Origin of the sequence: Janthinobacterium sp. MP5059B (assembly GCF_001758645.1) — a bacterium.
Lineage (GTDB): Bacteria > Pseudomonadota > Gammaproteobacteria > Burkholderiales > Burkholderiaceae_D > Janthinobacterium > Janthinobacterium lividum.
The window spans coordinates 108731-132685 of sequence record NZ_LRHX01000004.1 but is presented as its reverse complement, the minus strand read 5'-3'; the positions used below and the strand labels follow the sequence as shown (position 1 = coordinate 132685).

Below are 23955 nucleotides of genomic sequence, written 5' to 3'. Positions count from 1 at the left end.
ACAAAACACAACAGGACTCAAGAAAAATGCGGGCAAGACGGAGGCTGGGCGACTTCGGTCTTGATAGTGATTTCTTCCAGCAGCTGACGCAGCACGCGCGCATCGCTGGCCAGCGCCACGTGGCCGATGCCGCCGAAGGCCAGATTGCGCGCGCCGGGCAGCTGCGCGGACGACTGCGGCGCGACGATATTGTCGTGATGCGAGTACATCGAGATGATCAGGGCGCGCGTTGCCGGCGTCTCGCTGGCGGCCAGCTGCGCCAGCCAGGCGTCCGGGGCACCATGGATACGGCTCATCTGCCGGGCATTCGCGCCTGCCGCCAGGTTGGCCAGCGCCGTGCCGTGGTGCGGCGTGCCGATGGTGATGATGCGGGCGACACGCCGCGCGCCATGCCGGCGCAGCCACGCGCGCGCCACCAGGCCACCCATGCTGTGGGCGACGAGAATCACGCGATCGCTGCCCGTGCGGGCGCGCAGCTCGGTGATGGCTTGCTCCACTTGGGGCACAAATTGCTCGATATCGGCGCCGATGGGCTCCAGGTCGACGCCATCGTGCACGATGCCGGCCCGCGCCAATTGGCGGCTCAGTTGCGCCCAGTAGCCGCGGTTGCACACATAGCCGTGGATCAGCAGCACCGGCAAGCCCCGGGAAGCCGTGGCGGCGTCCAGCGCATGCAGGCGCGGACGCAGCATGCCCCATGACGAGGCCCACAGGGTGGCGCGCAGTTCGCCCAGGAACAGCCGCGCGGCACCCCGCACACCCAATTGATATTCCTGTGGCACGGGGCTGCCCAGACGCCGGCTCTGCCAAAAATTGCGCGCCACGACCAGCGCGCGCACGGCCAGCAGCATGGCCAGCGCCAGCAACACGGCCTGCACCGGCGAAGCCACGCCCCACGCCTGCATGGCCAGGTACGCCAACCCCAGCACGGCCAGCACTTGCAGCAGCATCAGCCACTTGAGTATGCGTGCGATCATGCTGGCGCTGGAACGGGCACAGGCGCCGGTTTGCCCGTCAGCTCCCGCGCCAGGCCGCTGGCCAGGCGCGCGGCCAGCGCATACAGCGTCAATTGCGGATTGGCGCCTATCGACGTGGGCAACAGCGAGCCGTCGTGCACGGACAAATTGCGCACGCCGTGGTAGCGGCCATCGGCACCCGTCACGCCCAGGCGCGCATCGTCCGACATGGCGCAGCCGCCCATCACGTGGGCCGACACCACCCGCGCCAGCAGCACCTTCATCGGCAAATCGCCGATGGCCTGCTTCGCCTGCGCCCAGCTGGTGTAATGGCTGGCCATTTCATGCACGGGATAGACACTTTTCGCGCCGGCTGCGAACTGGATTTCCGCCATCGACAGCAGCGCGCGCCGCACGCCATCCCACATAAAAGGCGTGAGCGGATAGTCGAGCACGGGCGCACCGGAGCTGTCGATCGATACCGTGCCGCCCGCCGAATCATGGTGAAAGCCGTCGCGCAGCAGGGCCAGCAAGCCATGCGCATGAGGGAATTCGCGCATGGTGCGCGCGTGTTCATCGCCGAAACCGCCCATGGTGGTGGCCATCAGCAGCGGATGCAGCGGCGGCGCTTCGAGCTTGTAGCCGATGGGACCATCGATGGGCGCCGCGTGCAGGAAATGGTCGGAATAAATCGTCTGCGGCGCGCCCGCATAGGCGTCGACGCGCTGCGGGAACAGGCCCGCCGAGATCACCGTCGGATGCAGGAAGGTGCGCCGCCCCAGCAAGCCATGCGGATCCGGCGCCTGCGAGCGCAACAGCAGCGCCGGCGAGTTGATGGCGCCGCCGGCCAGCACGAAATGTCTGGCGCGCAGCGTGAGGCGCACGCCCGTCGGCACCTGCCCGGCGGCGTCGAGCGCCGTCACCTGCAGGCTGTCGATGCGCTCGCCCTTGAAGCTGAAACGCTCGGCGCGCGCATGCACGAGCAGGCCCGCGCCCAGCGCCAGCGCCGACGGGATCGTCGTCACCAGCATCGACTGCTTGGCGTTGGTCGGGCAGCCCATGCCGCAGTAGCCGAGGTTCCAGCAGCCATTCACGTTGCGCCGGATGGCGGCCGTGGGAATGCCCAGCGCCGTGGCGCCACGGCGCAACAAGTCGTTGTTTTCATTGGGCGGCGCGGCCCAGTCGCTCACGTGCAGGCGCTTTTCCATCATGGCGAACCACGGCGCCATGGCATCGACGGAATAGCCGGACAAGCCAAAATGCTTGCGCCAGTATTCGAGGGTGCCGGACGGCGTGCGGAAGCTCGAGGTCCAGTTGACGGTGGTCGAACCGCCCACGGTGCGCCCCTGCAGGATATTGATCGCCTTGTCGCGCGTCTTGCGCGCGGCCGATTCCTGGTACAGCGCGGGATAGGCGTCCGCTTCGCGCATCTTGAAGTCTTGCGAGGACTTCAAGCCGCCCTCTTCGACGATCAGCACTTTGAGGCCGGCCAGCGCAAGGATTTCCGCCGTCACGCCGCCGCCGGCGCCGCTGCCGATGATGACTACGTCGGCTTCCAGCGTACGGTCGGCGGCCACGGTGCTGGCGTCGGTGACGTTCCAGCCGCTGGCCACGCCGATGGCGATGGGATCAAGAATGGGAGATGTGCTCATGGATGCCTTATGCGCTCAGTTCGGGCAGCGGTCCCGGATAGCCGATGGCGGCCCAGTGGGCGGCATCGGCATACCAGGCGCCGAGGATCAGATCGTGCAGGGCCAGGTAGGCCGTCTGCAAGGTGGCCAGGCGGTGCGTGCGCCACGACTGCAGAAAGGCGGCCACCTGGGCGGGATCGGCTTCGCGCCAGCCGCCATGCACGCCGGCGACGAAGCGCCGCGCGGGTGCCAGCGCCAGCAGGCCAAACAAATCCTGCACCTCCTGCTGCGCCGCCAGCGGCAAGCCACGGATGGCCGTGTCCACGCCGGCGATGGCGCCATCGAGCGCCGCGGCCCGCGCAGCCGCTTGCGGCGGCAGCAAGGCCTCGCCCAGCATGGCCGGCACGATGGCCGCCAGCGCCGCGCGCGCCGCGCCATCGAGGACGAAGCGGCCTGATGGCGCCGGCCCGCGCACCAGGCGATAGGCCGCCCCTCCGGCGGCCAGCGCGCAGGCGCCGAGCACGCCCAGTTTCAGAAACGATCTGCGTTGCATACCCCTATCCCCTTGTTTTATACCGCCTTTTGCAGGCCAGTGTACGCCAAAGGCAGTGGGCGTTTGAACGCAAAAACTAGAGCGGAGAGTCTAGTTTTTGCGCCTGAAACCATAGCAGCAGCATGGCCAGCAGCGCCGCCAGCGCGCCGCCGATGGCAATGCTGGGCAAGCCAAAAGCGACGATCAGCGCACCTCCCAGCGCGCCGCCAAAGGCCGTGCCCGCATTGAAGGCGGCGATATTCAGGCCCGCCGCCACGGCGTCGCTGCCCGGGCAATGCCGTTGCGCCAGGCGTAGCAGCCGCATGGTGGACAGGGTGACGAGGGCAAAGAACAGCAAGCCCAGGGTGCCGCACAGGGCCAGCATGGCCAGGGGCTGGGCGCGCAGCAGATAAAACCCCAGCAGATTGAGCGCCAGCGCGGCCAGGGCCAGCACGGTGGAGCGCAGCGCCTGGGGACGGTCGGCGCACCAGCCGCCCAGCAGGTTGCCGCCGATGGCGCACGCGCCAAAGCACAGCATGGCGGCGCCCAGCCAGCCCGCATCGAGCCCGCCCAGCTGCAGCAGGAAAGGCGAGACATACGTGAAAAAGCTGAAGGTAGCCACGCTGACCAGCGCCGCCACGCCGGCCGCCAGCAGCAGGGGCGGCTGCAGGATGGCGCGCAGGCTGGCCAGCGCCGATGCGGCGGCGGCCTGCTGGCGCGCTGCCGGCATGGCCAAGCGCAGGCCCGCGCCGCCGCACAGGGCCAGCACGCCGATGGCCGCGAAAACCCAGCGCCACGACGAGACGGCGCCCAGCCACGTCCCCAGCGGCACGCCGCCGGCCAGCGCCAGGGTCAGGCCCAGCCAGACGATGGACAGCGCGCGTCCCGCACGCGACGGATCGACCAGGCTGGTGGCCGCATGCGACGCCACCGCCATGAACACGCCATGCGCGAGGCCGACGGCAAAGCGCACCCCCAGCAGCGCGCCCAGTGCCGGCGCGGCCGCCATGGCCACGCTGCCGGCCGCCAGCACGAGCATGGTGGCCACCAGCACCTGGCGCACGGGCCGGCGCGCCAGCATGGCCGTCAGGATGGGCGCGCCGATGGCCGCCCCCAGCGCGTACGCGGCGATGGCGCCGCCGGCCGCCGCCACGCTGGCGTGCAAGTCGCGCGCCATGGGGGTCAACAGGCCGGCGGCGATGAATTCGCACAAGCCGAAGGCAAAGCTGCACAGGGAGAGCAGGTAAATGGAGAGTGGCAGCGTGGCGGACGGCAGCACAGTGCGCGAGGACATGGTGGACATGGCAGTTCCTGACAATCAAAACGCCATGCTGGCCCCTCGTTCACCATCTGTAAAATATCTTATTTATCTTGAAACGAGACTTTGAAAGTCTCAATAGGCGGAAAAGTGCCGCAGCTGCGCCAGCAGCCGCTCGCGCACGAGGGATGTGCGCTGCGGATCCCATGCCATGTACAGGTCAAGCTGGCGCAACGGTTCGGGCGCATCGCTGTGCAGCGGCAGCATGACGACGCCCGCTGGCGCGCAGGCGGCCAGGCTGGCTGGCAGCAGCGCCACGCCGAAGCCGGCAGCCACCAGTCCCAGCACCGTTTGCAAACGGCGCGCCTGCTGCGCCACGCGCGGCACGAAGCCCGCGTGCAGGCACAGGCTGGCCAATTGATCGTGGAAACCCTGGCCCAGGTCGCGCGGCGAAGCGACGAAATCGTCGCCGGCCAGGTCCGCCAGATCCACGCGCGCCTGGCCCGCGCAGCGGTGGTTCGACGGCAGCGCGATCACGATGTCTTCGCCGGACAGGCGCTCGAAGCGCAAGCCCGGCGTGCTGCGTCCCGGCGCGCGCAGCAGGGCGATATCGACCTCGCCTTTTTCCAGCCACTCGACCTGCTGCTGCGTCGACGCTTCGCGCAAGGTGAACTGCACGGCGGGCGAAGCGGCGCGAAACGCGCGCAAGGCATTCAATACGTGGGCATACGGCGTGATGTGGATAAAGCTCAGGCGCAAGTGGCCCTCGATGCCCTGCGCCACGCGGCGCGTGGCCGCCACGCCCTCTTCCAGGCTGGCCAGCACCTGGCGCGCCGTGGCCAGGAAAGCCATGCCGGCCGGCGTCAAGCTGACCTTGCGGTTCGTGCGCTCGAATACGGGATAGCCGAGCGCTTCTTCCAGCCGCAATATCGCCTGCGACAACGGCGGCTGCGCCATGTGCAGCCGTTCGGCCGCGCGGCGGAAATTGAGTTCCTCGGCGACGGCGATGAACTGGCGCAGCAGCCGGGTCTCTATCATGGGCCTTTTTTCGCCACCGCCAGGATATGCCGGGCGATGCCGCGCAGGATATTGACTTCTTCCGTTTCCAGCCCCGTGCGCGAAAACAGGCGTTTCAGCCTTGGCATGAGTTTTTTCGGGTTGTCCGCGTCGAGGAAGTCGATGGCCACCAGCGCCTGCTCCAGATGCGCGTACATGCCGTCGACCTGCGCCAGGCTGGCCGCGTCGCCATGGAAACCGACGGGACTGGCGATCTGCCCGTCGCCGAGGGCCGCCACGCGGCATTCATAGGCGACGACCTGCGCCGCCTGCGACAGGTTCAGCGAGGAATACTCGGGGTTGGCGGGGATGTTGATCAGCACATTGCACTGCTCGACGATCTCGTTGGGCAAGCCGAAGCGCTCGTTGCCGAAGATGACGGCCGCGTGCAAGTCGTCGCTGGCCGCCAGCTGGGCCGCGATGGCGCGCGGGGCCGTGACGGGCGGAGAAAATTCGCGCAGGCGGGCTGAGACGGCCGCCGCGTAATTGCAGCCTTCGAGCGCCTCGGCGATCGAGCCGACGATGCGCGCGCCGGACAGGATATCCTGCGCGCCGCTGGCGAAGGCCACCGCTTCCGCGTCCGTCAAGGCATCGGGAAAGCGGGGATTGACCAGCACCAGATCGGAAAAACCCATCGTTTTCATGGCCCGCGCGACGGCGCCAATGTTGCCAGAGCGACTAGTTTCGACAAGAATAAATCGCAGGCGTTTGAAAAGAGACGTGTTGATTTCGGGCAGATTCATTTAAAATAGCGCTATTGCGCGGTATCGATACAGGAAATTTCGGGAAACGGAGTCACAAAACGCTGACTCCAGGCCGGGATTTTAACCACTTCGGCACCGCTCCGCTCTTTAATTCATTCTTGCACTCTATCGTACCGGCGCCGAAAGGCGACGCTGGGCGGTCGCGTGCTTTTAACGGAAGCTCACATGCACCCAATGCTCAACACGGCGATCAAAGCCGCCCGCCGCGGCGCCGCCGTCATCAATCGCGCCTCTTTTGACCTCGACCGCGTCGTCGTCACGGAAAAACAACATAACGATTTCGTCACCGACGTCGACCAGGCGGCCGAACAAGCCATCATCGAGGTGCTGTCCAAAGCCTACCCGGACCACGCGTTCCTGGCTGAGGAATCGGGAGCTTCCGCCAACTCGCACGACGAGAATGAATATCAGTGGATCATCGATCCGCTGGACGGCACCACCAACTTCATCCACGGCTTCCCCCAATACTGCATCTCGATCGCCCTCGCGCATCGAGGCGTCGTCACGCAAGCCGTCATCTACGACCCGGTGCGTAACGACCTGTTTACGGCCACCAAGGGCGCCGGCGCCTACCTGAACGAAAAACGCATCCGCGTCACCAAGCTGGACCGCATCTCGAACGCCCTGCTGGGCACCGGCTACGTGGCCGGCAGCGCCCGCGCGCTGGACGAATACCTGAAGATGTACGCGATCATGGGCGAACGCAGCCAGGGCGTGCGCCGCGCCGGCTCGGCCGCGCTGGACCTGGCCTACGTCGCTTGCGGCCGCCTGGACGGCTTCTATGAAAAAGGCTTGAAGCCTTGGGATATCGCCGCCGGCGCCCTGATGATCACGGAATCGGGCGGCATCGTCGGTGAATTTTCCGGCGAATCGGACTACCTGTACAAGGGCGACGTCATCGCCGCCAGCCCGAAGATCTTTGGCCAGATGATCACCCTCTTGACGCCATTCGCCTGATTGCCAGGCGCGGTCTGATGTAACAAAAGCTGCCGGAGGCGACTCCTGCAGCTTTTTTTTCGGCCCGGCCAGTCCTCAGCTACCGCGCATGGCCGGCAGCAGCACGCGGTAAATCTGCAGGAACGCCGGTCCCATCAGCACCACCATCAGCGATGGGAAGATGAAAAAGATCAGCGGAAACAGCAGCTTGAGGGCGATCCTGGCCGCCGTTTCCTCGGCCCGCTGGCGCCGCTTGGTGCGCAGCTGGTCGGATTGCACGCGCAGCGACGCGGCGATGCTCGTGCCGAAGCGCTCGGCCTGGATCAGCAGGGTCACCAGCGCGTCCACATCGTCCACTCCCGTGCGCAAGGCCAGATTGCGCAAGGCCTTGTCCTTGGCGCTGCCGGCGCGCAGCTCCAGGGTCACCAACTGCAGCTCTTCGGCCAGGACGGCGCTTTTCAGGCCGATTTCCTGCGCCACGCGCGCCAGCGCCGCATCCATCGCCAGCCCCGCTTCGACACACACCGTCATCAGGTCCAGCGCATCGGGAAAGGTCTCGAACACTTCGCGCTGACGCTGCTTCAGGCAGTGCGACAGCCAGACATTGGGCAGGTAGTAACCGAGGGCTGCCGCCGCGACCAGCCACAACAGCATATTGTGCCCGCCCTGGCGCAGCAGAACATATGCCAGCAGCGGCAAGCCCACGAACAAGCCTGTCTTGGCCGCGTAAAACAGCGCGGGCGCGGCCTGGCTGCGCCAGCCGGCATGGACGAAGCGGCTGCGGATGGGCGAACTTTCCCAGCCTTCGTCCGGCAGCGACAACCTGGCCAGCGGACGCGTCAGGCTGACGGCGTGCACCAGCCATCGCCGCCTGGCATGGCGCCCGCCATCGCCGCCGGCGCCGGCATCGCCCAGCGCCTGCAGCCGCTCCTGCACGGCACTGCCAGTGAGCAGGCGCAACACCAGCAAGGCCAGCGCGAAGACAATCAGGAACAGCAGGCCCAGCAAAGCCAGCTGCGCCGCACTCATCGTGCCCATCGTGTCTTTTCTTTCATCTTATACCCGGATATTGATAATTTTTCTGATGCAGATCACGCCCAGCATCAGCAAGCCCAGCGATACGCCGACCATCTTGCGCCCGCCCCCATCCGTGTACAGCACGGCAATAAACTGCGGATTCATCAAATGCATCATCAGCGCCGCGCCGAACGGCAGCAAGCCCAGGACCCAGGCCGACATGCGCCCTTCGGCCGACAGCACGCGCACCTGGCCCAGCAATTTCAGGCGGTCGCGGATGATGGCGCTGATGCTGCTCAGCAATTCAGTCAGGTTGCCGCCCGTTTCGCGCTGGATCAGCACGGCGATGACGAAATAGCGCAAGTCCGTGCTGGGCACGCGCGCGGCCAGGTTGCCCAGCGCATCGGCCATGGCGACGCCGAAACTGACTTCGTCGAACACGGCGCGGAACTCGTCGGCCAGCGGTCCCGTCATTTCCTCGCCCACCATTTTCAGCGCGGTGGGAAAGGCGTGGCCGGCGCGCATGGCGCGGCTCATCAGGTCGAGCGCGTCCGGCAGTTGCTGCTCGATGCGCACCAGCCGCTTGCTCCTGGCGCGGCGCACCAGCAGATACGGCAGCGCGGCGCCACCCACGCCCAGGCCCAGGCGCACATACCATGGCAGGGGCAGCGCGCCGGCCAGCAGCAGGCCGGCCGTCCCGCCAAGCGCGCAATAGCCCAGAAAAGTGGCCACGAACCAGCGCATGCCCGCCTGCAGCAGCAGCTGATCGAGGCGCCGCGCGCCGGGCAAGCCTTCCAGCACGCCGTGCAGCAAGGCATGGGCGCTCAGCGGGCGCTGCTTGGTGATCGACAGCGCCTGTTCGCCATCGCTGGCCGTGTACATGCCCTGCAGGCGCCGCGCCACCCGCGCCGCGCCCGCCCCCCGCGCCGCTTGCCACGCCAGCCAGGCGCCAGCCACCAGCAGCAGCACGGCCAGGAAGAGGAACAGATAGACCAGATAGGAAAGCATGATGGATCAGCGCCCCGGCGCAGTGGGTTCGAACAGGGCGGCAGACACGCCGATGCCAAAGCTGTTCAGGCGATCGAGGAAGCGCGGGCGGATGCCGCTGGCCGAGAAATGCCCGACCACCGCGCCGCCCTCGGCCACGCCCGTCTGCCGGAAACTGAAGATTTCCTGCATCGTGATGACCTCCCCTTCCATGCCCGTGATTTCCTGGATCGACGTGACCTTGCGCTTGCCGTCGATCAGGCGCGACACTTGCACCACCACCGACACGGCCGAGCTGATCTGCTGCCGGATGGCCTTGCTGGGCAGGTTGGCCGCCGCCATGCTGATCATGTTTTCCAGCCGCGTGATGGCGTCGCGCGGCGTATTGGCGTGGATGGTGGCCATCGAGCCTTCATGGCCCGTGTTCATCGCGCCCAGCATGTCGAGCGCCTCGGCGCCGCGCACCTCGCCCAGGATGATGCGGTCAGGGCGCATGCGCAGCGCATTGCGCACCAGCGCCCGCTGCGTCACTTCGCCCTTGCCTTCGATATTCGCGGGCCGCGTTTCCAGCCGTACCACGTGCGGCTGCTGCAATTGCAGCTCGGCCGCGTCTTCCACCGTGACGATGCGTTCCGTCTGGCCGATAAAGCCGGAAATCACGTTGAGCATGGTGGTCTTGCCGCTGCCCGTGCCGCCGGAAATGAGGATATTCATCTTCGCCTTGCCCAGGCCCTGCAGCACTTCGGCCATCTCGGCCGTCATGCTGTGGTAGGCGACCAGGTCGGCCAGGCGCAGCGGATCGACGGAGAAGCGCCGGATCGACATCACGGGTCCGTCGATGGCCAGCGGCGGGATGATGGCATTGACGCGCGAACCGTCGGGCAGGCGCGCATCGACCATGGGGCTCGATTCGTCGATGCGCCGGCCCACGCGCGAGACGATCTTGTCGATGATCTTCATCAGGTGGGCGTCATCGTCGAAGCAGACGTCGGTCAGCTCCAGGCGCCCGCCGCGCTCCACATACACCTGCTTGTGGCCATTGACCAGAATGTCCGACACGCTGGCATCCGAGAGCAGCGTTTCGAGCGGCCCGAAGCCCAGCATCTCGTGCTGGATGTCGCGCGTCAGGCTACGGCGCTCGGCGTCGTTGATGACCACCGCCTCTTCGTCCAGCAGGCGCTCGACCAGGCCGCGCAATTCTTCGCGGATGCGCTCCTGCGACAGGCGCTGCATGCTTTCCAGGTCGACCCGTTCGAGCAGCAGCCCATGGATGCGCAGCTTGAGGTCGCGGTAGCCGTGGTTGTCGATGGTGGCCATGCGTAGCGGCGCGAGCGCGGCGATCTTGGCGCTGCCGAGCCGTTCGCGGATGGACAAGGCGGCGATGGGGGAACTAGCCATGAAATGCTCCTGTTCTGGGATGGGGATCAGCGCGTGGATCAAGCGCGCCGCAGGACGCGGCCGAACCAGCCCTGGCGCGCCGTGCTGGCCGCGCCGCCGGCCAGGCTTGGCGGCGAACTCCTGCAGCGAGCGGGTGATTCGGGATCGGGCTGGCTTTGTCGAGCTGCAGGATAGGCACGCCCTGGTTGACCGAGGCGGCCGCCGAGGCGTAATGATTCGGCACGGTGCGGTAGACCGCCGTGCCGTACGCCGCTTCCAGGTCGCGCAGACGGATTTCACCGCCCTTGTCGTGGCGGTTGACGATGATGTGCACCTTCTCCTTCGCGTATTCGAGCGAGCGGAACATGCCCAGCAGGCGCTTGCCATCGCGGATGTACGGCAAGGTCGCCTGCAGGACAGGAAAGATCATGTCGGCGTGGTCCAGCGCGCGCACGCTGACGGCGTCGAGGTTGCGGCCCACGTCGAGCACGATGAAATCGTACTGGCGCCTGGCTTGCCGGATGACAGCGTCGATGTGTTCGGGCGCCACTTCGCTGGCGTGGGCCGGATCCTCGGGCGCGGCCAGCACGCTGTAGTTGGGCGTGATGTGCAGCATGCTCGATGCCAGGAACGAGGCGTCGAGCCGGTGGATGTCGCGCGTGACGTCGGACAGCGTGGCCAGCGGCTTGTTCTCGGACACGAAGAGCGAGGCGTCGCCGAAATGCAGGTTCATGTCGATCAGGGCAACGCGCTGCTGGCCGCCGGCGGCCAGCGCATAACCGAGGTTGCTGGCGATGAAGGTGGCGCCGCTGCCGCCTTTGCAGGAGATGAAGGCCAGCACCTTGCCGTTGCCGTGTTCGCGCCGCTCCAGCTTTTCCTCGATGCGTTCGAGCGCCGCATACAGGCTGGCCGGCGCGGCGGGAAACGGCAGCACGTCGCGCACGCCTGCACGCATGGCTTGCAGCAGGAATTCCGGCGCCTGCTGGTGGCACAGCACGATGAAGGCCATGCGCGGATGCTGGTTGCTGAGACGCTCGATGGCGGCCAGGTCGGCGCCGTCGTTCGACGGGCGGTCGAAGATCAGCACGTCGGGCAGCGATTGCGCCGCCTGCAGCGGTTCCAGCGTTTCGCCGCCCGCGTTGATCTCGTCGAGCCGGTTGCGGCTGCGCAGCAGCAGGCCCAGTTCGGACAGCGTTTTTTGATCAGTGGAATGGATGGCGATTTTCACGATATGCCTTGCTGGTTCTGTGGTGACGATGCCAGGCTCACTGGCGCGCCCCGACGCCGATGGTCAAGGCGGCCCCTTGCGGTGCGGGCGCGGCAAAGCTTTTCTGGTACGCCGCGTAGGCGGCCTGGGCGGCCTTGCCGTCCATGCCGGCCACGGGGTCGCGGTTCGCGCCAGCCTGCGGCGACAGCACTTGCCGCAGGCGCAGTTGCTCGACGCTGGCGCCGAACTGGCGGTCCAGGTTCGGGGTGGCGGCGCAGCCGCTGGCGGCCAGGGCGGCCAGCAGCACAGAGAGGAAAAGGGGATGCTGCATGCTGTGCTCCTATTGAGTGTCCGGACCGGCTGGCAGTGTCTGCCTGGCCGCTTCCTGCCGTGGCCGTGGCGCGGCAGCGCCTTCCATTTTTCCTTGCAAGAAGAACTCGCCGCGGCTGGGCGCCACATAGGCGTCGGTCGGCAAGACGATATCGCCGTCAAGCGTGCCGTCGAGCGGCTTGACCAAATGCGGCGTGATGATGAACACCAGTTCCGTGCGGTCGGTCTGGAAATCGCTGCTGCGGAACAGCGCGCCCAGCACGGGAATCTCGCCCAGGAAGGGCAAGGCCTTGATATTGGTCGTCACATTGTTCTTGATCAAGCCGCCCACGGCAAAACTCTGGCCATCGAACAGCTGCACCGTGGTGGTGGTGCGCCGCGTGGTAAAGGCCGGCAGCACGGCATTGGCGGTGGCGCCCCCGCCGGTGGTGATGCCGATGCCTTCGCGGTTCAGCTCCGACACTTCCGGCGCCACCTTCAGGTTGATGCGTCCGCCCTCCAACACGGTGGGCGTGAACTTGACGGCGATGCCGAATTCCTTTTCTTCCAGCGTGATCTTGTTGGTGGTGCTGTCTTGCGCGACCGGAATGAAAATCTTGCCGCCCGCCAGGAAACTGGCTTCCTGGCCACTGATGGCCATGATGTTCGGTTCGGCCAGCACCTTCACCAGGCCGTCGCGCTTTTGCGCATCGAGCGTCAGCCCGTTGCCATTCTTGCCGTGCACGGCGCCCAGCTGGCTGGGGTTGCCGCTGAGCAGGTTCGACAGCAGGCCATACGTCCAGTTGCCGCGCGTGCCACTGATGCCCACGCTGGCGCCCAGCTGGTCGACCAGGGTCTTCGATACTTCGGCGATTTTCACTTCCAGCATGACCTGTTGCGGCGCCGCGATCGACAGCATATTGATGACCTTGACGCCGCCGGCCGCACCGGCCGCGCCTTCGGCCGGCGCGGCAGCTTCGCCGGCGCCGCGCTGCGCGTAGGCCTGCGCCATCTCGAGGATCTGGCTGGCCTTGACGCTGTCGCTCACCTGCCCCGACAGCACAATGCTGCCGCCGGCCGCACCCGCCTTGACGGCGCGCTCGCCGGGGAAGACATAGGCCAGCTGCGCCTGCAAGCCTTCGACATCGACCTCGACTTCGATATCGACGATCACGGGGCGCTGCTGCCGGTCCCACAGGATCAGGTTGGTGCTGCCCGGCGCCAGGCCCCAGACGAACAGCTGGCTGGACGTGCCCAGCATCCTGGCGCCGGCCACCCGGGGATCGTTGACGGCGATCTGCGACACAGGCAGGCTCAGGTTGCGCAAGGTAGACTTGCCCACGGCGATGCGCACGGGCGCGCCCAGGCGGGCGATATCGGCGCCCAGCGACATGGCTGGCGCCGCGACTGGCGACATGACGGCCTGCCTGGCCGGCGCCGCCGCGCTGGCGCTGACCGGCCAGGCCATGCCTGCCGCCGCGCTGCCCAGCATCAGGGCCAGGCGCATGCCCGCACCCGCGGCGTGCTTACGAAATTTGTTCATCGATCATCCTTGCTTGCCTGCTGATTTTTAAAATTGCTGGACGCTCGTATCCATGCCCTTGATGACGGTGACGCTGTCGCGCGCGGGAGCGCGTGCCGGGGCCGCCTGGCGCCGCGCCGCGCGCACCGGCGCGGCCGCCGGCGCCTTCAGTTCCAGCAGCGACTCCTTGGTGGCGCCGCCCGTGGTGACGGGCGCCGGATCGACCTGGTTGCGCAGCACCAGCGACAAGCTGCCCACGCTGCGCGCCAGGTCCAGCTTCTCCACCTGCTCCGGCGTCAGCTCCAGGGTCACGGCATTGACCACCTTGGGCTTGTTGTCATCGCGGCCGGACTCTTGCGCCACTGCCAGCACCAGGATGCGTTCCAGCACGATCTTGGAAATGGCCAGCGGCCCGCCGCCCGCCGGCCTGGCCCGGTCATCCTGCGTATGCACGAGAATGTCGACGAAATTGCCCGGCAGGGCGAAGCCGGCCACGCCCACCACGTCATTGACGCGCACGGTCATGGCGCGCTTGCCGGCAGCCACGATGGCCGACAGGCCGCCGGTGGCGCCGGGCGGCGCAAGCTTGCTTTCCAGCACAGGCTCGCCCCTGCTGACGGCGGTGCGCGTGATGCGCCCGTCCACCGCGCCGGCATCGCCAAACGCCCCCGGCGGCATGGCGCCCGCCGGCCAGTCCATGCCGCGCAGCATGGCTGGCGTCACCTTCGCGCCCACGCCGATATCGACCAGCGCGACCATCACCGTCTGGCTGGCCGGCGCGCCTTGTCCTGACATCCAGCGCGCCGCCGCCAGCACGGCGCCCCCCGCCATCAGCAGCGCCAGCAGCAGCACGATCGCAACGCGGCTATTTCTCATGATTTTTCCTCTTGGTAAAACTTGGGTTTCCGGACGCGCATGTCATGCATGGCCGCCCGCCGCCAGGGCCAGCCAGATGGCGGTGCCGGCGGCAATGGCGATCGCGTACGGCAGTTTGCCTCCCGGCACGGCGGGCGCATCGACCCGCGGCACTTCCCCTGCCGCGGCGCGCAGCCAGCCTTGCAGCAGCAATTGCCGGGCATTCGCCAACGCCTGGCGCAGCGTGCCCTGGCACAGGGCGATGGCCAGCGCCAGCACGCCGCCAGCGAGCAGGCTGCACAGCACGGCAAACACGGCGGGACCGGGACCAAGAAAAGCTCCCACCATCGCCATCAGCTTGACGTCGCCCGCGCCCAGCGCCTTCATCGCGTACATGGGCAGCAGCAGGCCCAGGCCGACGGCCAGGCCGCCCAGCGCCAGCCACGGCCCGGCCGGCGTCACTCCGGGCAGCGCCACGCTGTTGAGCAGCACGCCAAGCAAGGCGCCGGAAAACACCAGCCGGTTGGGAATGCGCCGGCGGCGCACGTCATGCCAGACCGCCGCGGCAAGCAGCCCCCACAAGACCATGGCGGGGCTGAACGTCCAGAAAGAATGAGGGTCCATCGTGTACCTGATGCAAGCCGATGGCATGACGGCATGCGCATCGTTGGGCGGGAGGTCGACAGGCCGGTGCGCAAGGGCAGCCGGCCTGCCGGGGTGCAGCGCGGTGGGCAGGCGCCTTAGATCGCCGCGCCCGTCAGCTTGGTGCCGATCGCCTTGAAGGCGCCATCGAGGCCGGTGGTGAAATAGCCGACGGCCGTGACCAGCGCCGCAGCCACCAGCGCAGCGATCAGCGCATATTCGATGGCAGTCACGCCATCTTCTTCGGCGATAAAGTTTTTAATGAAATTCATATTATTCCCTTTCAGGTCAAGTTTTAAACATGATAAAAACTGAAAATACAGTCTGAAAATAAAAACATTATCCTTGTTTTTATTTGCCATTTTCTGATGCGTGTATTTTATATAAACAAACATTAAATCGAATCAGAGAAAAGTCATTTTATGCCCAGTACAAACCATCTTAATTTTTTGTCCATAATCAGGACATATGTACTGTCATTCCGCATGGACGGGTTCGGCCAGGCGGTTGCGGGTGGCGTACACATATAATTCCAGGCGGTTGGTGACATCGAGCTTGCTGTAGATCGATGTCAGATGATTACGCAAGGTTTGCTCCGAGATAAAAGCCCGCTGGGCTATCGCACGGTTCAGCGCGCCATTTCCTTCCACCATCATGGCCACGATCTTGCGCTCCTTCAGCGTCAGCCTGGCAATCCGCTGCTCTTCCGGGTCGGGCGCCGCTTCCGGCTTGTTCAGCACGCCCAGCATGCTGTCGAGCAGCGCCGGATCCAGGCACAATTCGCCTCGATGCAGGCGGGCGATGGCGTCGATCAGTTGCTTGACGGACGTTTCCTTGCCCAGCACGGCGCGCGCGCCGCTGCGTACGGCCCGCCCGCACTCTGCCTGGTCCTGCGTGCCGCTGAACAGCAGCACCCGCGAGACGCCATTGCCCAGCAGCTGCGGCAGATAATCGATGGCGCAGGCGCCGCCACAGCCAAGATCGGCGTCGAGCACGATGACGTCGGGACACAGGGTGCGCGCCAGCAGCAGCGCGCTGTCGATCTCGGTGGAGCTGGCCACCACCTGCATCGCGGGCTGGGCGCCGGCGAGCAACTGCTCCAGGCCCCACAGCCAGGTCTTGTGGTCCGACACCAGCATGACGCGTATGACATTGTTTGTTGACATGCTTTACCTCTTTACTTGTAGCCCACTCCCTTCGGGGGAAGGTGGTTGATCCGAATCGGGTTGCCTGCCTGGTCCGCGCGCGCCTTCTGCTGCCGCGCACGGGGGGAAGAAGTCATGGGGGCACGAAGGAAGAGGCGTTGGGCCGGCACGCGCAAACGCGGTGCGTGCCCCACGGCAGCGGTCGCCGCATGCCGGGCGTGTGCCGATGGATGGGCAGCGTGGCCAGGGCGGACGCGCCGCTGGCGCGCCATCGCTGCTGCCACCGCTGCTGTTGCTTACATTGCAGCATTTTTGTTGCATCACCTTGCAAAACAAGTCCTTGCCTGCACGCAGGACAATCCTGACACCAGGCCTGTTTTCATACCCGCGCATATTACTCCCGGCCCTGTAGCGACGGGGCCGGCACGTTTGAAATAACGCAGTTAATTGCGATTATCTTGACCTGTAATAATTTAAATGGCGGACACGCCCTTGAAAATCGATATAGAATAATTGCCAGTCAAATGGCGCAATGCCATCCGCCCGACATTCGTCATCGCGGAACTTAACCGGATTATTCCCATGCGCTTAAAACAGGCCGATTCCCGCATATTCCGCAAGCACAGCGGACAGGCTGGCACCACCCTGGTCGAATTGGCCCTGATAACACCGGTCTTTCTCATGCTGATAATCGGCATCATTGAATTGAGCATGGCTTATTTTGCCAATATGACCATGCAGCATGCGGTCCGCGAAGGGGCGCGCTATGCCGTCACGGGGGCCAGGGACCTCGACCCCGACAGCGCCAACCAGCAGCGCTACCACGCCGTCATGCAAAAGATACGCGACAGCTCCATGGGCATGTATGACAAGGTCAGCCCCGTGATCTCCGTCAACGGCAGCGATGCGGTGGGCGCCGCCATGTTCGGCCAGGCCGGCGATATCGTCGTCATTTCCGTCGATTGCCGCTGGGCGTTTGCCACGCCTATGATCCGTGCCCTGTTCCGCGACGGCCAGGCGCATTTCGTCGTGGCGGCCACCATGCGCAATGAAAGCTTTGGCGGCCTGTGATGCGCGCGCCACCCTTCCGTTTTCCGCGCCGCGCCGCGCGTGGCATCGCCGCCATCGAATTTGCCATCGTGCTGCCCTTGCTGGCCTTGCTGCTGTTCATGCTGGTCGACCTGTCGCGCGCCATCCAGGCCAAGACCATCCTGCTCAATATCAGCCGCGAAGGCGCCAACCTGTCCGCGCGCGCCACGTCCGACCTGAGCGGCTCGAGCCAGGGCATCATGAATGCGCTGGCCGCCAGCACGCCGCCGCTGGACATGCACGGGCGCGGCATGATCTACATCACCAAGATCATGGGCTACACGGCGAAGGGCGGCTTGCGCAATATAGTGCTGGAACAGTACCGCTGGGACGCCGGCGCAAAGGCCAGCGGCTACCTGCCCGCCAGCCAGGTGTGGCAATGCGGCAGCTGGCGCGATGGCACGTGCACCGGCATCGCCAAGGACGAATACGCCCCCACGGTGTCATTGATGCAGAGCCAGCTGGCCGATGGCGACCTGATTTACGCCGTGGAAACTTTCTACAATTTCGACATGCTGTTCGGCACATTGAAATTTGGCAACAGCACGACGCCCGTGCTGGCGCCCAACCTGACTTCGATGACGGTATTCTGATGCGCATTCCACACCAGCGGCAAGGCGGGCAAGTACTGGTCATGGTGGCGCTGTCGGCCGTCGTCCTGATCGCCTCCGTGGGCCTGGCCATCGATTCGGCCCTCGGCTACTTCGTCAAGGCCAAGCTCAACGCGGCCGTCGACGCGGCCAGCCTGGCGGCGGCGCGCGGCGTCACTGCGGGCAACTCGGAAGAAGAACAGCGGACCAGGGCGCGCCAGTCGGCAAAGGATTTTTTTGACGTCAATTATCCGGACCACTTCCTGCTGTCGACGCCGACCCTCCATCCCGTCGACGTCACGTTCGACAAGGGCACCGTCACCATCGACGTCTCCGCCAGCGCCTCGCTGCCCGTCTCGCTGATGGGCGTACTCGGCTTCAAGACCCTGGAGGTGGCCGCCAGCGCGCAAACCATCCGCAAGGACCTGGACATGGTGCTGGTGATGGATACGTCGCGTTCGCTGGAACACAATGCGGACGCCGTGCGGGCGGCGGGCAAGTCCTTCCTGAACAAGTTCAACGCCACGGTCGACCGGGTCGGTTTGCTGCACTTCGCCTCGGAAGCGCAAATCGACGTCCCGATCAGGCAGATCGAGCGCGGCTTCGACCGCGGCGGCATGACCATGAAAGGTGGAAAGATCGATCAATTCGCCTTTGTCGGCGGCACCAACTCCTCCGCCGGCATGTTCCAGGCGCGCAAACAGCTGAACGACATCGAGCAGGTCAACCGCTCCAGCCTGCGCGTCATCGTGTTTTTCTCCGATGGCTCGCCGGCGGCATTTTCCTCGTACTTTCCCAACAAGGACAACAAATGCAAGGACGCAGGCGGCCTCGCCACCTTTCCGAAACTGCAAAACCCCGCATTGGCGGGCCTGTACCGGATGAAAGTGAGCGACACGCTCCAGTACGGCGATTGCGCCGCCAATCAGATCACCGCGCTTCCCGCATGGTATAACGCGACGAATGACGCCGCCCACGCCAACGACGCGGCGCTGCGCGAGTTTCCCATCGTCACCAACTCGCCACGCGTCGTGACCGCTTCCACCGCGACGGCGCAAGCGCAATGGACGAATGTGCACCGCGCCTCACGCAACCTGGTCGAAGCGATGGCGGCCAAGGCGCGCCAGGAAGGCATTTTCGTCTTTACCCTGGGCATGGGCGCATCGCTGAAAACCAAGGAAGGGCCGGACAACGAGCTGGGCGAAGACTTGCTGCGCTGCCTGGCCAATACCACCGATGCGAAAGCGACTTGCCGCAAGCCGGCCGAACCCGTGGGCCTGTACTGCTATGCGGCCAGCGACAGCGACCTGAGTCCCTGCTTCACCCGGCTCGCCTCGGCCATCCTGCGCATTTCCAAATAACGCCTGGCCAGCCGCTAAAAGGCGAAACAGCTGCAGCCCAAGGTGCCCCAGAAACCGGAAAAATCGCTGACCGGCACGGCCGATGCGCGCGCCCGGTCGTGGGCATGCGCATGCACGCCGCAGGCGCCCGCGCACTGGTGCGGCAGCATGGCTTGCGCTTGCGCCGGCCTGGCCACGGGACGGTAGTGTCCCGGCACCGTGCGCACGGGCGACCATTCGGGCAGCACGGGAATCAAGGGCGGCGCAAGATGGGTAAATTCCGCCTGGCCGTAGACGATCTTGCCACCCACCATGGTCAGCACGGATTCGATGGACTTGATCGCTTCTTCCGGCACGGCGAAGTAATCGGCCGACAGCACGCTCAAATCGGCCAGCATGCCCTCGCGGATGCGCCCCTTCTTGCCTTGCTCGCTCGAGAACCAGGCGCTGCCCGCCGTCCACAGTTCCAGCGCCGTATCGCGCGACAATCTGCCCGCCGCATCCGTCAGGGCCAGGCCGCCCACGGTGCGCCCCGATACCAGCCAGTACAGTGCCGTCCACGGGTTGTAGCTGGCCACCCGCGTGGCATCCGTGCCGCCGCCCACGGGCACGCCCGCGTCCAGCATGCGCTGCACGGGCGGCGTGGCCTTGGCTGCATCGGCGCCATAGCGTTCGACGAAGTACTCGCCCTGGAACGCCATGCGGTGCTGGATGGCCAGGCCGCCGCCCAGCGCCCTGACCCGGTCGATATTACGGGGGCTGATGGTTTCCGCGTGGTCGAACAGCCAGTGCAGGCCGCCGAACGGCGTGTCGCGGTTGACCTTTTCAAATACGTCGAGCATGCGGCTGATCGATTCGTCATAGGTGGCGTGCAGGCGGAACGGCCAGCGCTGCTCGACCAGGTGGCGCACGACCTTTTCCAGCTCGTCTTCCATGCCGGCCGCCAGCTCGGGACGCGGTTCGAGGAAATCCTCGAAGTCGGCGGCGGAAAACACCAGCATTTCGCCGGCGCCGTTATGCCGGTAAAAGTCCGTGCCGTCGCCCGGCTTGATCATGCCCGTCCACTTCTGGAAGTCCTGCAATTCCGCGCCCTTGTTTTGCGTAAACAGGTTGTAGGCGATGCGGATGGTCAGCTGCTCTTTTTGCGCCAGTTCGTCGACGACGGCGTAATCCTCGGGATAATTCTGGAAGCCGCCGCCCGCGTCGATGGCGCTGGTGATGCCGAGCCGGTTCAACTCGCGCATGAACTGGCGCGTGGAGTTCACCTGCAATTCCAGCGGCAGCTTCGGGCCTTGCGCCAGGGTCGCATACAGGATCATGGCGTTCGGGCGGGCGATCAGCAAGCCGGTGGGGTTGCCGGCCCCGTCGCGCACGATTTCGCCGCCCGGCGGGTTCGGCGTGTTCTTGTCGTAGCCGACGGCGCGCAGGGCGGCGCGGTTCAGCAGGGCGCGGTCATACAGGTGCAGGATGAAGACGGGTGTGTCCGGCGCGGCCGCGTTGATTTCATCAAGCGTGGGAATGCGCTTTTCCGCGAACTGGAATTCCGTCCAGCCGCCCACCACGCGCACCCATTGCGGGTTCGGCGTGCGCAGCGCCTGTTCTTTCAACATGCGCAAGGCGTCGGCCAGCGAAGGCACGCCTTCCCAGCGCAATTCCAGGTTGTAGTTCAAGCCGCCGCGGATCAGGTGCAGGTGCGAGTCGTTCAGGCCGGGAATCACCGTGCGGCCAGCCAGGTCGATCACCTGCGTGGCCGGACCGCGATGGCGCATCACGTCTTCAACGTCGCCCACGGCGAGAAATTTGCCATCGGCGATGGCGACGGCGGACACCAGCGGCTGCGTCCTGTCGACCGTATGGAAACGGCCATTGAGCAAGATCGTGTTTGCGTGCATGGGAACTCCCGAATCAGGTGAAAACACGGTCCCGCCGGCAGGCGGCGGAACCGGGGTCAGTGAACAATCAATGGCCTTCGCTGGCGTTGAACATGGATTTGGCGTAGATCAGGCCCAGGCCATAGCCGCCGCCGTGCGCCACGGCCGTAGCCACCGTCTCGTTGTAGGTCTCGCCACGGGCCCAGTCGCGCTGCAGTTCCAGCAAGTATTGCACGGACGTCATCGGCTGCGCACCCGCCTGTATCATGCGCTGCATGGCCATCGCATGCGCTTCGTCGGAGACGTCGCCGCTGGCGTCGGCGATCACGTAGACCTCGAAGCCCTGCTCCAGCGCCGACAGCGCGGGGCCGACGATGCAGACGGAGGTCCACAGGCCGGCCAGCACGATCTTGCCCTTGCCATAGCCATTCACCTTGTCGGCGATGCGCGCATCTTCCCAGGTATTCATGCTGGTGCGGTCGATCGGCGCCTGTTCCGGGAAGACGGACTGGATTTCGTCAAAAATAGGGCCGGAGAACGATTTGGCTGCCACCGTCGTGAGGATCGTCGGCACCTTGAATTCCGTCGCCGCCTTGGCCACCAGGGCCGCATTGTTGCGCAGCAGGGCCAGGTCGATGGAACGGGTGGCGAACGCCATCTGTGACTGGTGGTCGATCATGATCAGGGTATGATCGTTAGGGGTCAGCAGTTTTTGTGCGGCTTGGGCGGTGGCGATAGGCATGATGTTTTCCTTAGTGAAAATAATTGAACATAAAAAAGATGTCGTTGCATGATGTTTCTGCTCCTGCCCTTGCGTCACGCTGTGTGTGCCGGGCCAGTGCTATGCAGTATGGACGAGATACTTTGAAAACAAAAACGGAAAGAATGCGAAGTTATATTCGATTTTTTCGATGATGAAAAATAACCGCGGCGGCAGCCCGCGCATCCAGGAGAAAACATGGGATTTGAATTCAGGGTCACGGCCAGCCTGACGCCGGAACAGCGCCAGCACATCGCACCGCTGCTGGCGGCGCTGCCGCCGGCGTCAGGCGCCATGCCGGACACGGACGCCAGGCTGACGGACGCCGGCCTGTATATATGCCAGCACCTGCGACCGGACCCGTGGCACGGCCTTGAAGCCCTGCGCGCCTGGCTCGATGCGCAGGGAGTGCGCTACACCGTCGACGAGATCGACGACTAGGCACCCTTTTTCTTTACTTGCGGCATTGCAAAGCTGAAACAAAACAGGCGCGTTTTTGCCAGGCTGTTATACTTCGCGTGTGCGGCACATATGACCAGTCCCCTTGCCGCTGTCTTTCGACCCCTAATCTGATTGCCTGCGACTGGCGCCCCACGATGGCGACAGGCCGATCTCACAATAAAGTTACCATGTCCTTTTCCTCCCTCGGATTGTCCGACGCTATCGTACGTGCCGTTACCGAACACGGCTACACCGTGCCGACCCCGATCCAGTCGCAGGCGATTCCCGCCGTGCTGGCTGGCGGCGACTTGCTGGCCGGTGCACAAACCGGTACCGGCAAGACGGCCGGCTTTACCCTGCCCGTGCTGCACCGCCTGTCGACGGACGCCAATGGCGCTTCCATCACCAGCAACACCTCGACGCGCCCGATCCGCGCCCTGATCCTGGCCCCGACGCGCGAACTCGCCGCGCAGGTCGAGGAAAGCGTGCGCGCCTACAGCAAGTACACCAAATTGAACTCGACCGTGATCTTCGGCGGCGTCGGCATCAACCCGCAAATCAAGCAGCTCAAGCATGGCGTCGACATCCTCGTCGCCACGCCGGGCCGTTTGCTGGACCATATGGGCCAGGGCACCGTCGACCTGTCGAAAGTGGAAATCCTGATCCTGGACGAAGCCGACCGCATGCTGGACATGGGCTTCATCCGCGACATCAAGAAAGTGCTGGCCGTACTGCCGCCAAAACGCCAGAACCTGCTGTTCTCGGCCACGTTCTCGGAAGAGATCAAGGCCCTGGCCGACGGCTTGCTGAACAAGCCAGCCATGATCGAAGTGGCGCGCCGCAATTCGACCGTCGAAGTGATCAAGCAAAAGATCCATCCGGTCGACCGCGACAAGAAGCACCCGATGCTGTCCTACCTGATCAAGTCGAACAACTGGACGCAAGTGCTGGTATTTACGCGCACCAAGCATGGCGCCAATAAACTGGTCGAGCAACTGGGCGCGGACGGCATCGGCGCCCTGGCCATCCACGGCAACAAGAGCCAGTCGGCACGCACGCGCGCGCTGTCCGAGTTCAAGGATGGCACCTTGCAAGTGCTGGTCGCCACCGACATCGCCGCACGCGGCATCGATATCGACCAGTTGCCGCACGTCGTCAACTACGACTTGCCGAACATTCCGGAAGACTATGTGCACCGTATCGGCCGCACGGGCCGTGCCGGCGCCAAGGGCGAAGCCGTGTCGCTGGTCTGCGTGGATGAGCACGAAATGTTGAAAGACATCGAAAAGCTGATCAAGCAAACCCTGCCGCGCGAAGTCATCCCGGGCTTCGAGCCCGACCTGAACGCCCGCGCCCAGCCTGTGCAATTGCGCAGCGGCACCGGCGGCCACCGCAACAACAGCCGCGCGCCAGCCGGCGCCGTCGTGCGCGTGAAAACCGGCGGCAGCGGCGCCAAGCCACGCAGCGCCGGCCCATCGGGCGGCGGTGGCGGCGGCAACCGTTCGGGCAATGCGCCACGTTCGGCAGCGAACCACCGTTCCGGCGGCCGCGGCCGCTAAAACGCGGCCTGAAAGCTACTGCGCGGGGCGCTATTGCGTTTGCGTTGCTCGCCGTACTCTTGTACGGCTGCGCGACTCGACGCAATATCACTCCCGCTCGCTACGCTTTCA

The 23955-nt window shown here is 65.3% G+C and carries 24 protein-coding genes; 6 read left to right on the top strand and 18 right to left on the bottom strand.

The window, feature by feature from the left end:
• Nucleotides 1–17 precede the first annotated feature (17 nt).
• The 6 genes from JAB1_RS02950 to JAB1_RS02925 form a co-directional block, all read right to left on the bottom strand.
• Nucleotides 18–977 (bottom strand): alpha/beta fold hydrolase, encoded by a 960-nt coding sequence (locus tag JAB1_RS02950; protein ID WP_070278669.1) that lies wholly within the window; start codon nt 975–977, stop codon nt 18–20.
• Nucleotides 974–2608 carry a GMC family oxidoreductase gene (locus JAB1_RS02945; protein WP_070278667.1) on the bottom strand — a complete coding sequence of 545 codons (1635 nt, stop codon included), beginning with the start codon at nt 2606–2608 and terminating at the stop codon, nt 974–976. Before JAB1_RS02945 ends, JAB1_RS02950 begins: the two co-directional genes overlap by 4 nt.
• Before the next feature lie 7 nt (nt 2609–2615).
• A complete protein-coding gene (locus tag JAB1_RS02940; protein WP_070278665.1) occupies nt 2616–3140 on the bottom strand; it encodes a hypothetical protein in 525 nt (174 codons plus the stop codon).
• Between the two features lie 76 nt (nt 3141–3216).
• Entirely contained in the window at nt 3217–4422 is a 1206-nt protein-coding gene (locus tag JAB1_RS02935; protein ID WP_254671948.1) for an MFS transporter, read from the bottom strand.
• Nucleotides 4423–4512: 90 nt separating this feature from the next.
• Nucleotides 4513–5415, bottom strand: coding sequence for a LysR substrate-binding domain-containing protein (locus JAB1_RS02930; RefSeq protein WP_070278663.1), 903 nt, complete (start codon nt 5413–5415; stop codon nt 4513–4515).
• Nucleotides 5412–6176, bottom strand: a complete 765-nt coding sequence (locus tag JAB1_RS02925; RefSeq protein ID WP_070278661.1) for an RNA methyltransferase — start codon at nt 6174–6176, stop codon at nt 5412–5414. The genes JAB1_RS02930 and JAB1_RS02925 overlap by 4 nt, the downstream gene beginning before the upstream one ends.
• A 195-nt stretch (nt 6177–6371) precedes the next feature.
• On the opposite strand from JAB1_RS02925, the gene JAB1_RS02920 reads away from it, so the two are divergent.
• Nucleotides 6372–7154, top strand: a complete 783-nt coding sequence (locus JAB1_RS02920; protein WP_034758799.1) for an inositol monophosphatase family protein — start codon at nt 6372–6374, stop codon at nt 7152–7154.
• A 75-nt stretch (nt 7155–7229) separates the two neighbouring features.
• Here JAB1_RS02920 and JAB1_RS02915 read toward each other — a convergent pair whose 3' ends face one another.
• The 10 genes from JAB1_RS02915 to JAB1_RS02875 form a co-directional block, all read right to left on the bottom strand.
• Nucleotides 7230–8171, bottom strand: a complete 942-nt coding sequence (locus tag JAB1_RS02915; RefSeq protein WP_070278659.1) for a type II secretion system F family protein — start codon at nt 8169–8171, stop codon at nt 7230–7232.
• An 18-nt stretch (nt 8172–8189) separates the two neighbouring features.
• Nucleotides 8190–9158: a type II secretion system F family protein gene (locus JAB1_RS02910; RefSeq protein WP_070278657.1), complete on the bottom strand. Its 969-nt coding sequence runs from the start codon at nt 9156–9158 to the stop codon at nt 8190–8192.
• Between the two features lie 6 nt (nt 9159–9164).
• Nucleotides 9165–10454 (bottom strand): CpaF family protein, encoded by a 1290-nt coding sequence (locus JAB1_RS02905; RefSeq protein WP_254671961.1) that lies wholly within the window; start codon nt 10452–10454, stop codon nt 9165–9167.
• A gap of 73 nt (nt 10455–10527) precedes the next feature.
• The gene (locus tag JAB1_RS02900) at nt 10528–11742 is read right to left on the bottom strand and encodes an AAA family ATPase (RefSeq protein WP_139144421.1); all 1215 of its coding nucleotides are present in this window, start codon (nt 11740–11742) and stop codon (nt 10528–10530) included.
• Between the two features lie 37 nt (nt 11743–11779).
• Nucleotides 11780–12052: a hypothetical protein gene (locus tag JAB1_RS02895; RefSeq protein ID WP_070278655.1), complete on the bottom strand. Its 273-nt coding sequence runs from the start codon at nt 12050–12052 to the stop codon at nt 11780–11782.
• 9 nt (nt 12053–12061) lie between these two features.
• Nucleotides 12062–13573 carry a type II and III secretion system protein family protein gene (locus JAB1_RS02890; RefSeq protein ID WP_070278653.1) on the bottom strand — a complete coding sequence of 504 codons (1512 nt, stop codon included), beginning with the start codon at nt 13571–13573 and terminating at the stop codon, nt 12062–12064.
• Between the two features lie 27 nt (nt 13574–13600).
• On the bottom strand, nt 13601–14428 hold the full coding sequence (gene cpaB, locus JAB1_RS02885) for a Flp pilus assembly protein CpaB (protein WP_070278651.1): 828 nt from the start codon (nt 14426–14428) through the stop codon (nt 13601–13603).
• A 42-nt stretch (nt 14429–14470) separates the two neighbouring features.
• On the bottom strand, nt 14471–15031 hold the full coding sequence (locus JAB1_RS02880) for an A24 family peptidase (RefSeq protein ID WP_083299534.1): 561 nt from the start codon (nt 15029–15031) through the stop codon (nt 14471–14473).
• Nucleotides 15032–15147: 116 nt separating this feature from the next.
• Nucleotides 15148–15321 carry a Flp family type IVb pilin gene (locus JAB1_RS28605; RefSeq protein ID WP_071650303.1) on the bottom strand — a complete coding sequence of 58 codons (174 nt, stop codon included), beginning with the start codon at nt 15319–15321 and terminating at the stop codon, nt 15148–15150.
• 204 nt (nt 15322–15525) lie between these two features.
• Nucleotides 15526–16215, bottom strand: a complete 690-nt coding sequence (locus JAB1_RS02875) for a response regulator transcription factor (RefSeq protein ID WP_070278647.1) — start codon at nt 16213–16215, stop codon at nt 15526–15528.
• 561 nt (nt 16216–16776) lie between these two features.
• Here JAB1_RS02875 and JAB1_RS02870 point away from each other — a divergent pair.
• The 3 genes from JAB1_RS02870 to JAB1_RS02860 are packed head-to-tail and all read left to right on the top strand — an operon-like array spanning nt 16777 to nt 19234.
• Nucleotides 16777–17265 carry a TadE/TadG family type IV pilus assembly protein gene (locus JAB1_RS02870; RefSeq protein WP_070278839.1) on the top strand — a complete coding sequence of 163 codons (489 nt, stop codon included), beginning with the start codon at nt 16777–16779 and terminating at the stop codon, nt 17263–17265.
• Complete coding sequence (locus tag JAB1_RS02865) at nt 17265–17876, top strand: TadE/TadG family type IV pilus assembly protein (protein WP_070278645.1); 612 nt, start codon at nt 17265–17267, stop codon at nt 17874–17876. Before JAB1_RS02870 ends, JAB1_RS02865 begins: the two co-directional genes overlap by 1 nt.
• Nucleotides 17876–19234 (top strand): vWA domain-containing protein, encoded by a 1359-nt coding sequence (locus tag JAB1_RS02860; protein ID WP_070278643.1) that lies wholly within the window; start codon nt 17876–17878, stop codon nt 19232–19234. The genes JAB1_RS02865 and JAB1_RS02860 overlap by 1 nt, the downstream gene beginning before the upstream one ends.
• Before the next feature lie 14 nt (nt 19235–19248).
• Here the strand turns inward: JAB1_RS02860 and JAB1_RS02855 are convergent, their stop codons facing one another.
• Nucleotides 19249–21105 (bottom strand): amidohydrolase, encoded by a 1857-nt coding sequence (locus JAB1_RS02855; protein WP_070278640.1) that lies wholly within the window; start codon nt 21103–21105, stop codon nt 19249–19251.
• Between the two features lie 67 nt (nt 21106–21172).
• On the bottom strand, nt 21173–21826 hold the full coding sequence (locus JAB1_RS02850) for a hydrolase (RefSeq protein ID WP_070278638.1): 654 nt from the start codon (nt 21824–21826) through the stop codon (nt 21173–21175).
• 216 nt (nt 21827–22042) lie between these two features.
• Between JAB1_RS02850 and JAB1_RS02845 the strand changes: the two genes are divergently transcribed.
• A complete protein-coding gene (locus JAB1_RS02845; RefSeq protein ID WP_070278636.1) occupies nt 22043–22285 on the top strand; it encodes a hypothetical protein in 243 nt (80 codons plus the stop codon).
• A gap of 188 nt (nt 22286–22473) precedes the next feature.
• On the top strand, nt 22474–23844 hold the full coding sequence (locus tag JAB1_RS02840) for a DEAD/DEAH box helicase (RefSeq protein ID WP_034786262.1): 1371 nt from the start codon (nt 22474–22476) through the stop codon (nt 23842–23844).
• The last annotated feature ends 111 nt before the right edge of the window (nt 23845–23955 follow it).

Coding starts and splice junctions, on each gene's coding strand:
- JAB1_RS02950 (WP_070278669.1), bottom strand. CDS start 977: ATGATCGCACGCATACTCAAGTGGCTGATGCTGCTGCAAGTGCTGGCC.
- JAB1_RS02945 (WP_070278667.1), bottom strand. CDS start 2,608: ATGAGCACATCTCCCATTCTTGATCCCATCGCCATCGGCGTGGCCAGC.
- JAB1_RS02940 (WP_070278665.1), bottom strand. CDS start 3,140: ATGCAACGCAGATCGTTTCTGAAACTGGGCGTGCTCGGCGCCTGCGCG.
- JAB1_RS02935 (WP_254671948.1), bottom strand. CDS start 4,422: ATGTCCACCATGTCCTCGCGCACTGTGCTGCCGTCCGCCACGCTGCCA.
- JAB1_RS02930 (WP_070278663.1), bottom strand. CDS start 5,415: ATGATAGAGACCCGGCTGCTGCGCCAGTTCATCGCCGTCGCCGAGGAA.
- JAB1_RS02925 (WP_070278661.1), bottom strand. CDS start 6,176: ATGAATCTGCCCGAAATCAACACGTCTCTTTTCAAACGCCTGCGATTT.
- JAB1_RS02920 (WP_034758799.1), top strand. CDS start 6,372: ATGCTCAACACGGCGATCAAAGCCGCCCGCCGCGGCGCCGCCGTCATC.
- JAB1_RS02915 (WP_070278659.1), bottom strand. CDS start 8,171: ATGGGCACGATGAGTGCGGCGCAGCTGGCTTTGCTGGGCCTGCTGTTC.
- JAB1_RS02910 (WP_070278657.1), bottom strand. CDS start 9,158: ATGCTTTCCTATCTGGTCTATCTGTTCCTCTTCCTGGCCGTGCTGCTG.
- JAB1_RS02905 (WP_254671961.1), bottom strand. CDS start 10,454: ATGGCCACCATCGACAACCACGGCTACCGCGACCTCAAGCTGCGCATC.
- JAB1_RS02895 (WP_070278655.1), bottom strand. CDS start 12,052: ATGCAGCATCCCCTTTTCCTCTCTGTGCTGCTGGCCGCCCTGGCCGCC.
- JAB1_RS02890 (WP_070278653.1), bottom strand. CDS start 13,573: ATGAACAAATTTCGTAAGCACGCCGCGGGTGCGGGCATGCGCCTGGCC.
- cpaB (WP_070278651.1), bottom strand. CDS start 14,428: ATGAGAAATAGCCGCGTTGCGATCGTGCTGCTGCTGGCGCTGCTGATG.
- JAB1_RS02880 (WP_083299534.1), bottom strand. CDS start 15,031: ATGGACCCTCATTCTTTCTGGACGTTCAGCCCCGCCATGGTCTTGTGG.
- JAB1_RS28605 (WP_071650303.1), bottom strand. CDS start 15,321: ATGAATTTCATTAAAAACTTTATCGCCGAAGAAGATGGCGTGACTGCC.
- JAB1_RS02875 (WP_070278647.1), bottom strand. CDS start 16,215: ATGTCAACAAACAATGTCATACGCGTCATGCTGGTGTCGGACCACAAG.
- JAB1_RS02870 (WP_070278839.1), top strand. CDS start 16,777: ATGCGCTTAAAACAGGCCGATTCCCGCATATTCCGCAAGCACAGCGGA.
- JAB1_RS02865 (WP_070278645.1), top strand. CDS start 17,265: ATGCGCGCGCCACCCTTCCGTTTTCCGCGCCGCGCCGCGCGTGGCATC.
- JAB1_RS02860 (WP_070278643.1), top strand. CDS start 17,876: ATGCGCATTCCACACCAGCGGCAAGGCGGGCAAGTACTGGTCATGGTG.
- JAB1_RS02855 (WP_070278640.1), bottom strand. CDS start 21,105: ATGCACGCAAACACGATCTTGCTCAATGGCCGTTTCCATACGGTCGAC.
- JAB1_RS02850 (WP_070278638.1), bottom strand. CDS start 21,826: ATGCCTATCGCCACCGCCCAAGCCGCACAAAAACTGCTGACCCCTAAC.
- JAB1_RS02845 (WP_070278636.1), top strand. CDS start 22,043: ATGGGATTTGAATTCAGGGTCACGGCCAGCCTGACGCCGGAACAGCGC.
- JAB1_RS02840 (WP_034786262.1), top strand. CDS start 22,474: ATGTCCTTTTCCTCCCTCGGATTGTCCGACGCTATCGTACGTGCCGTT.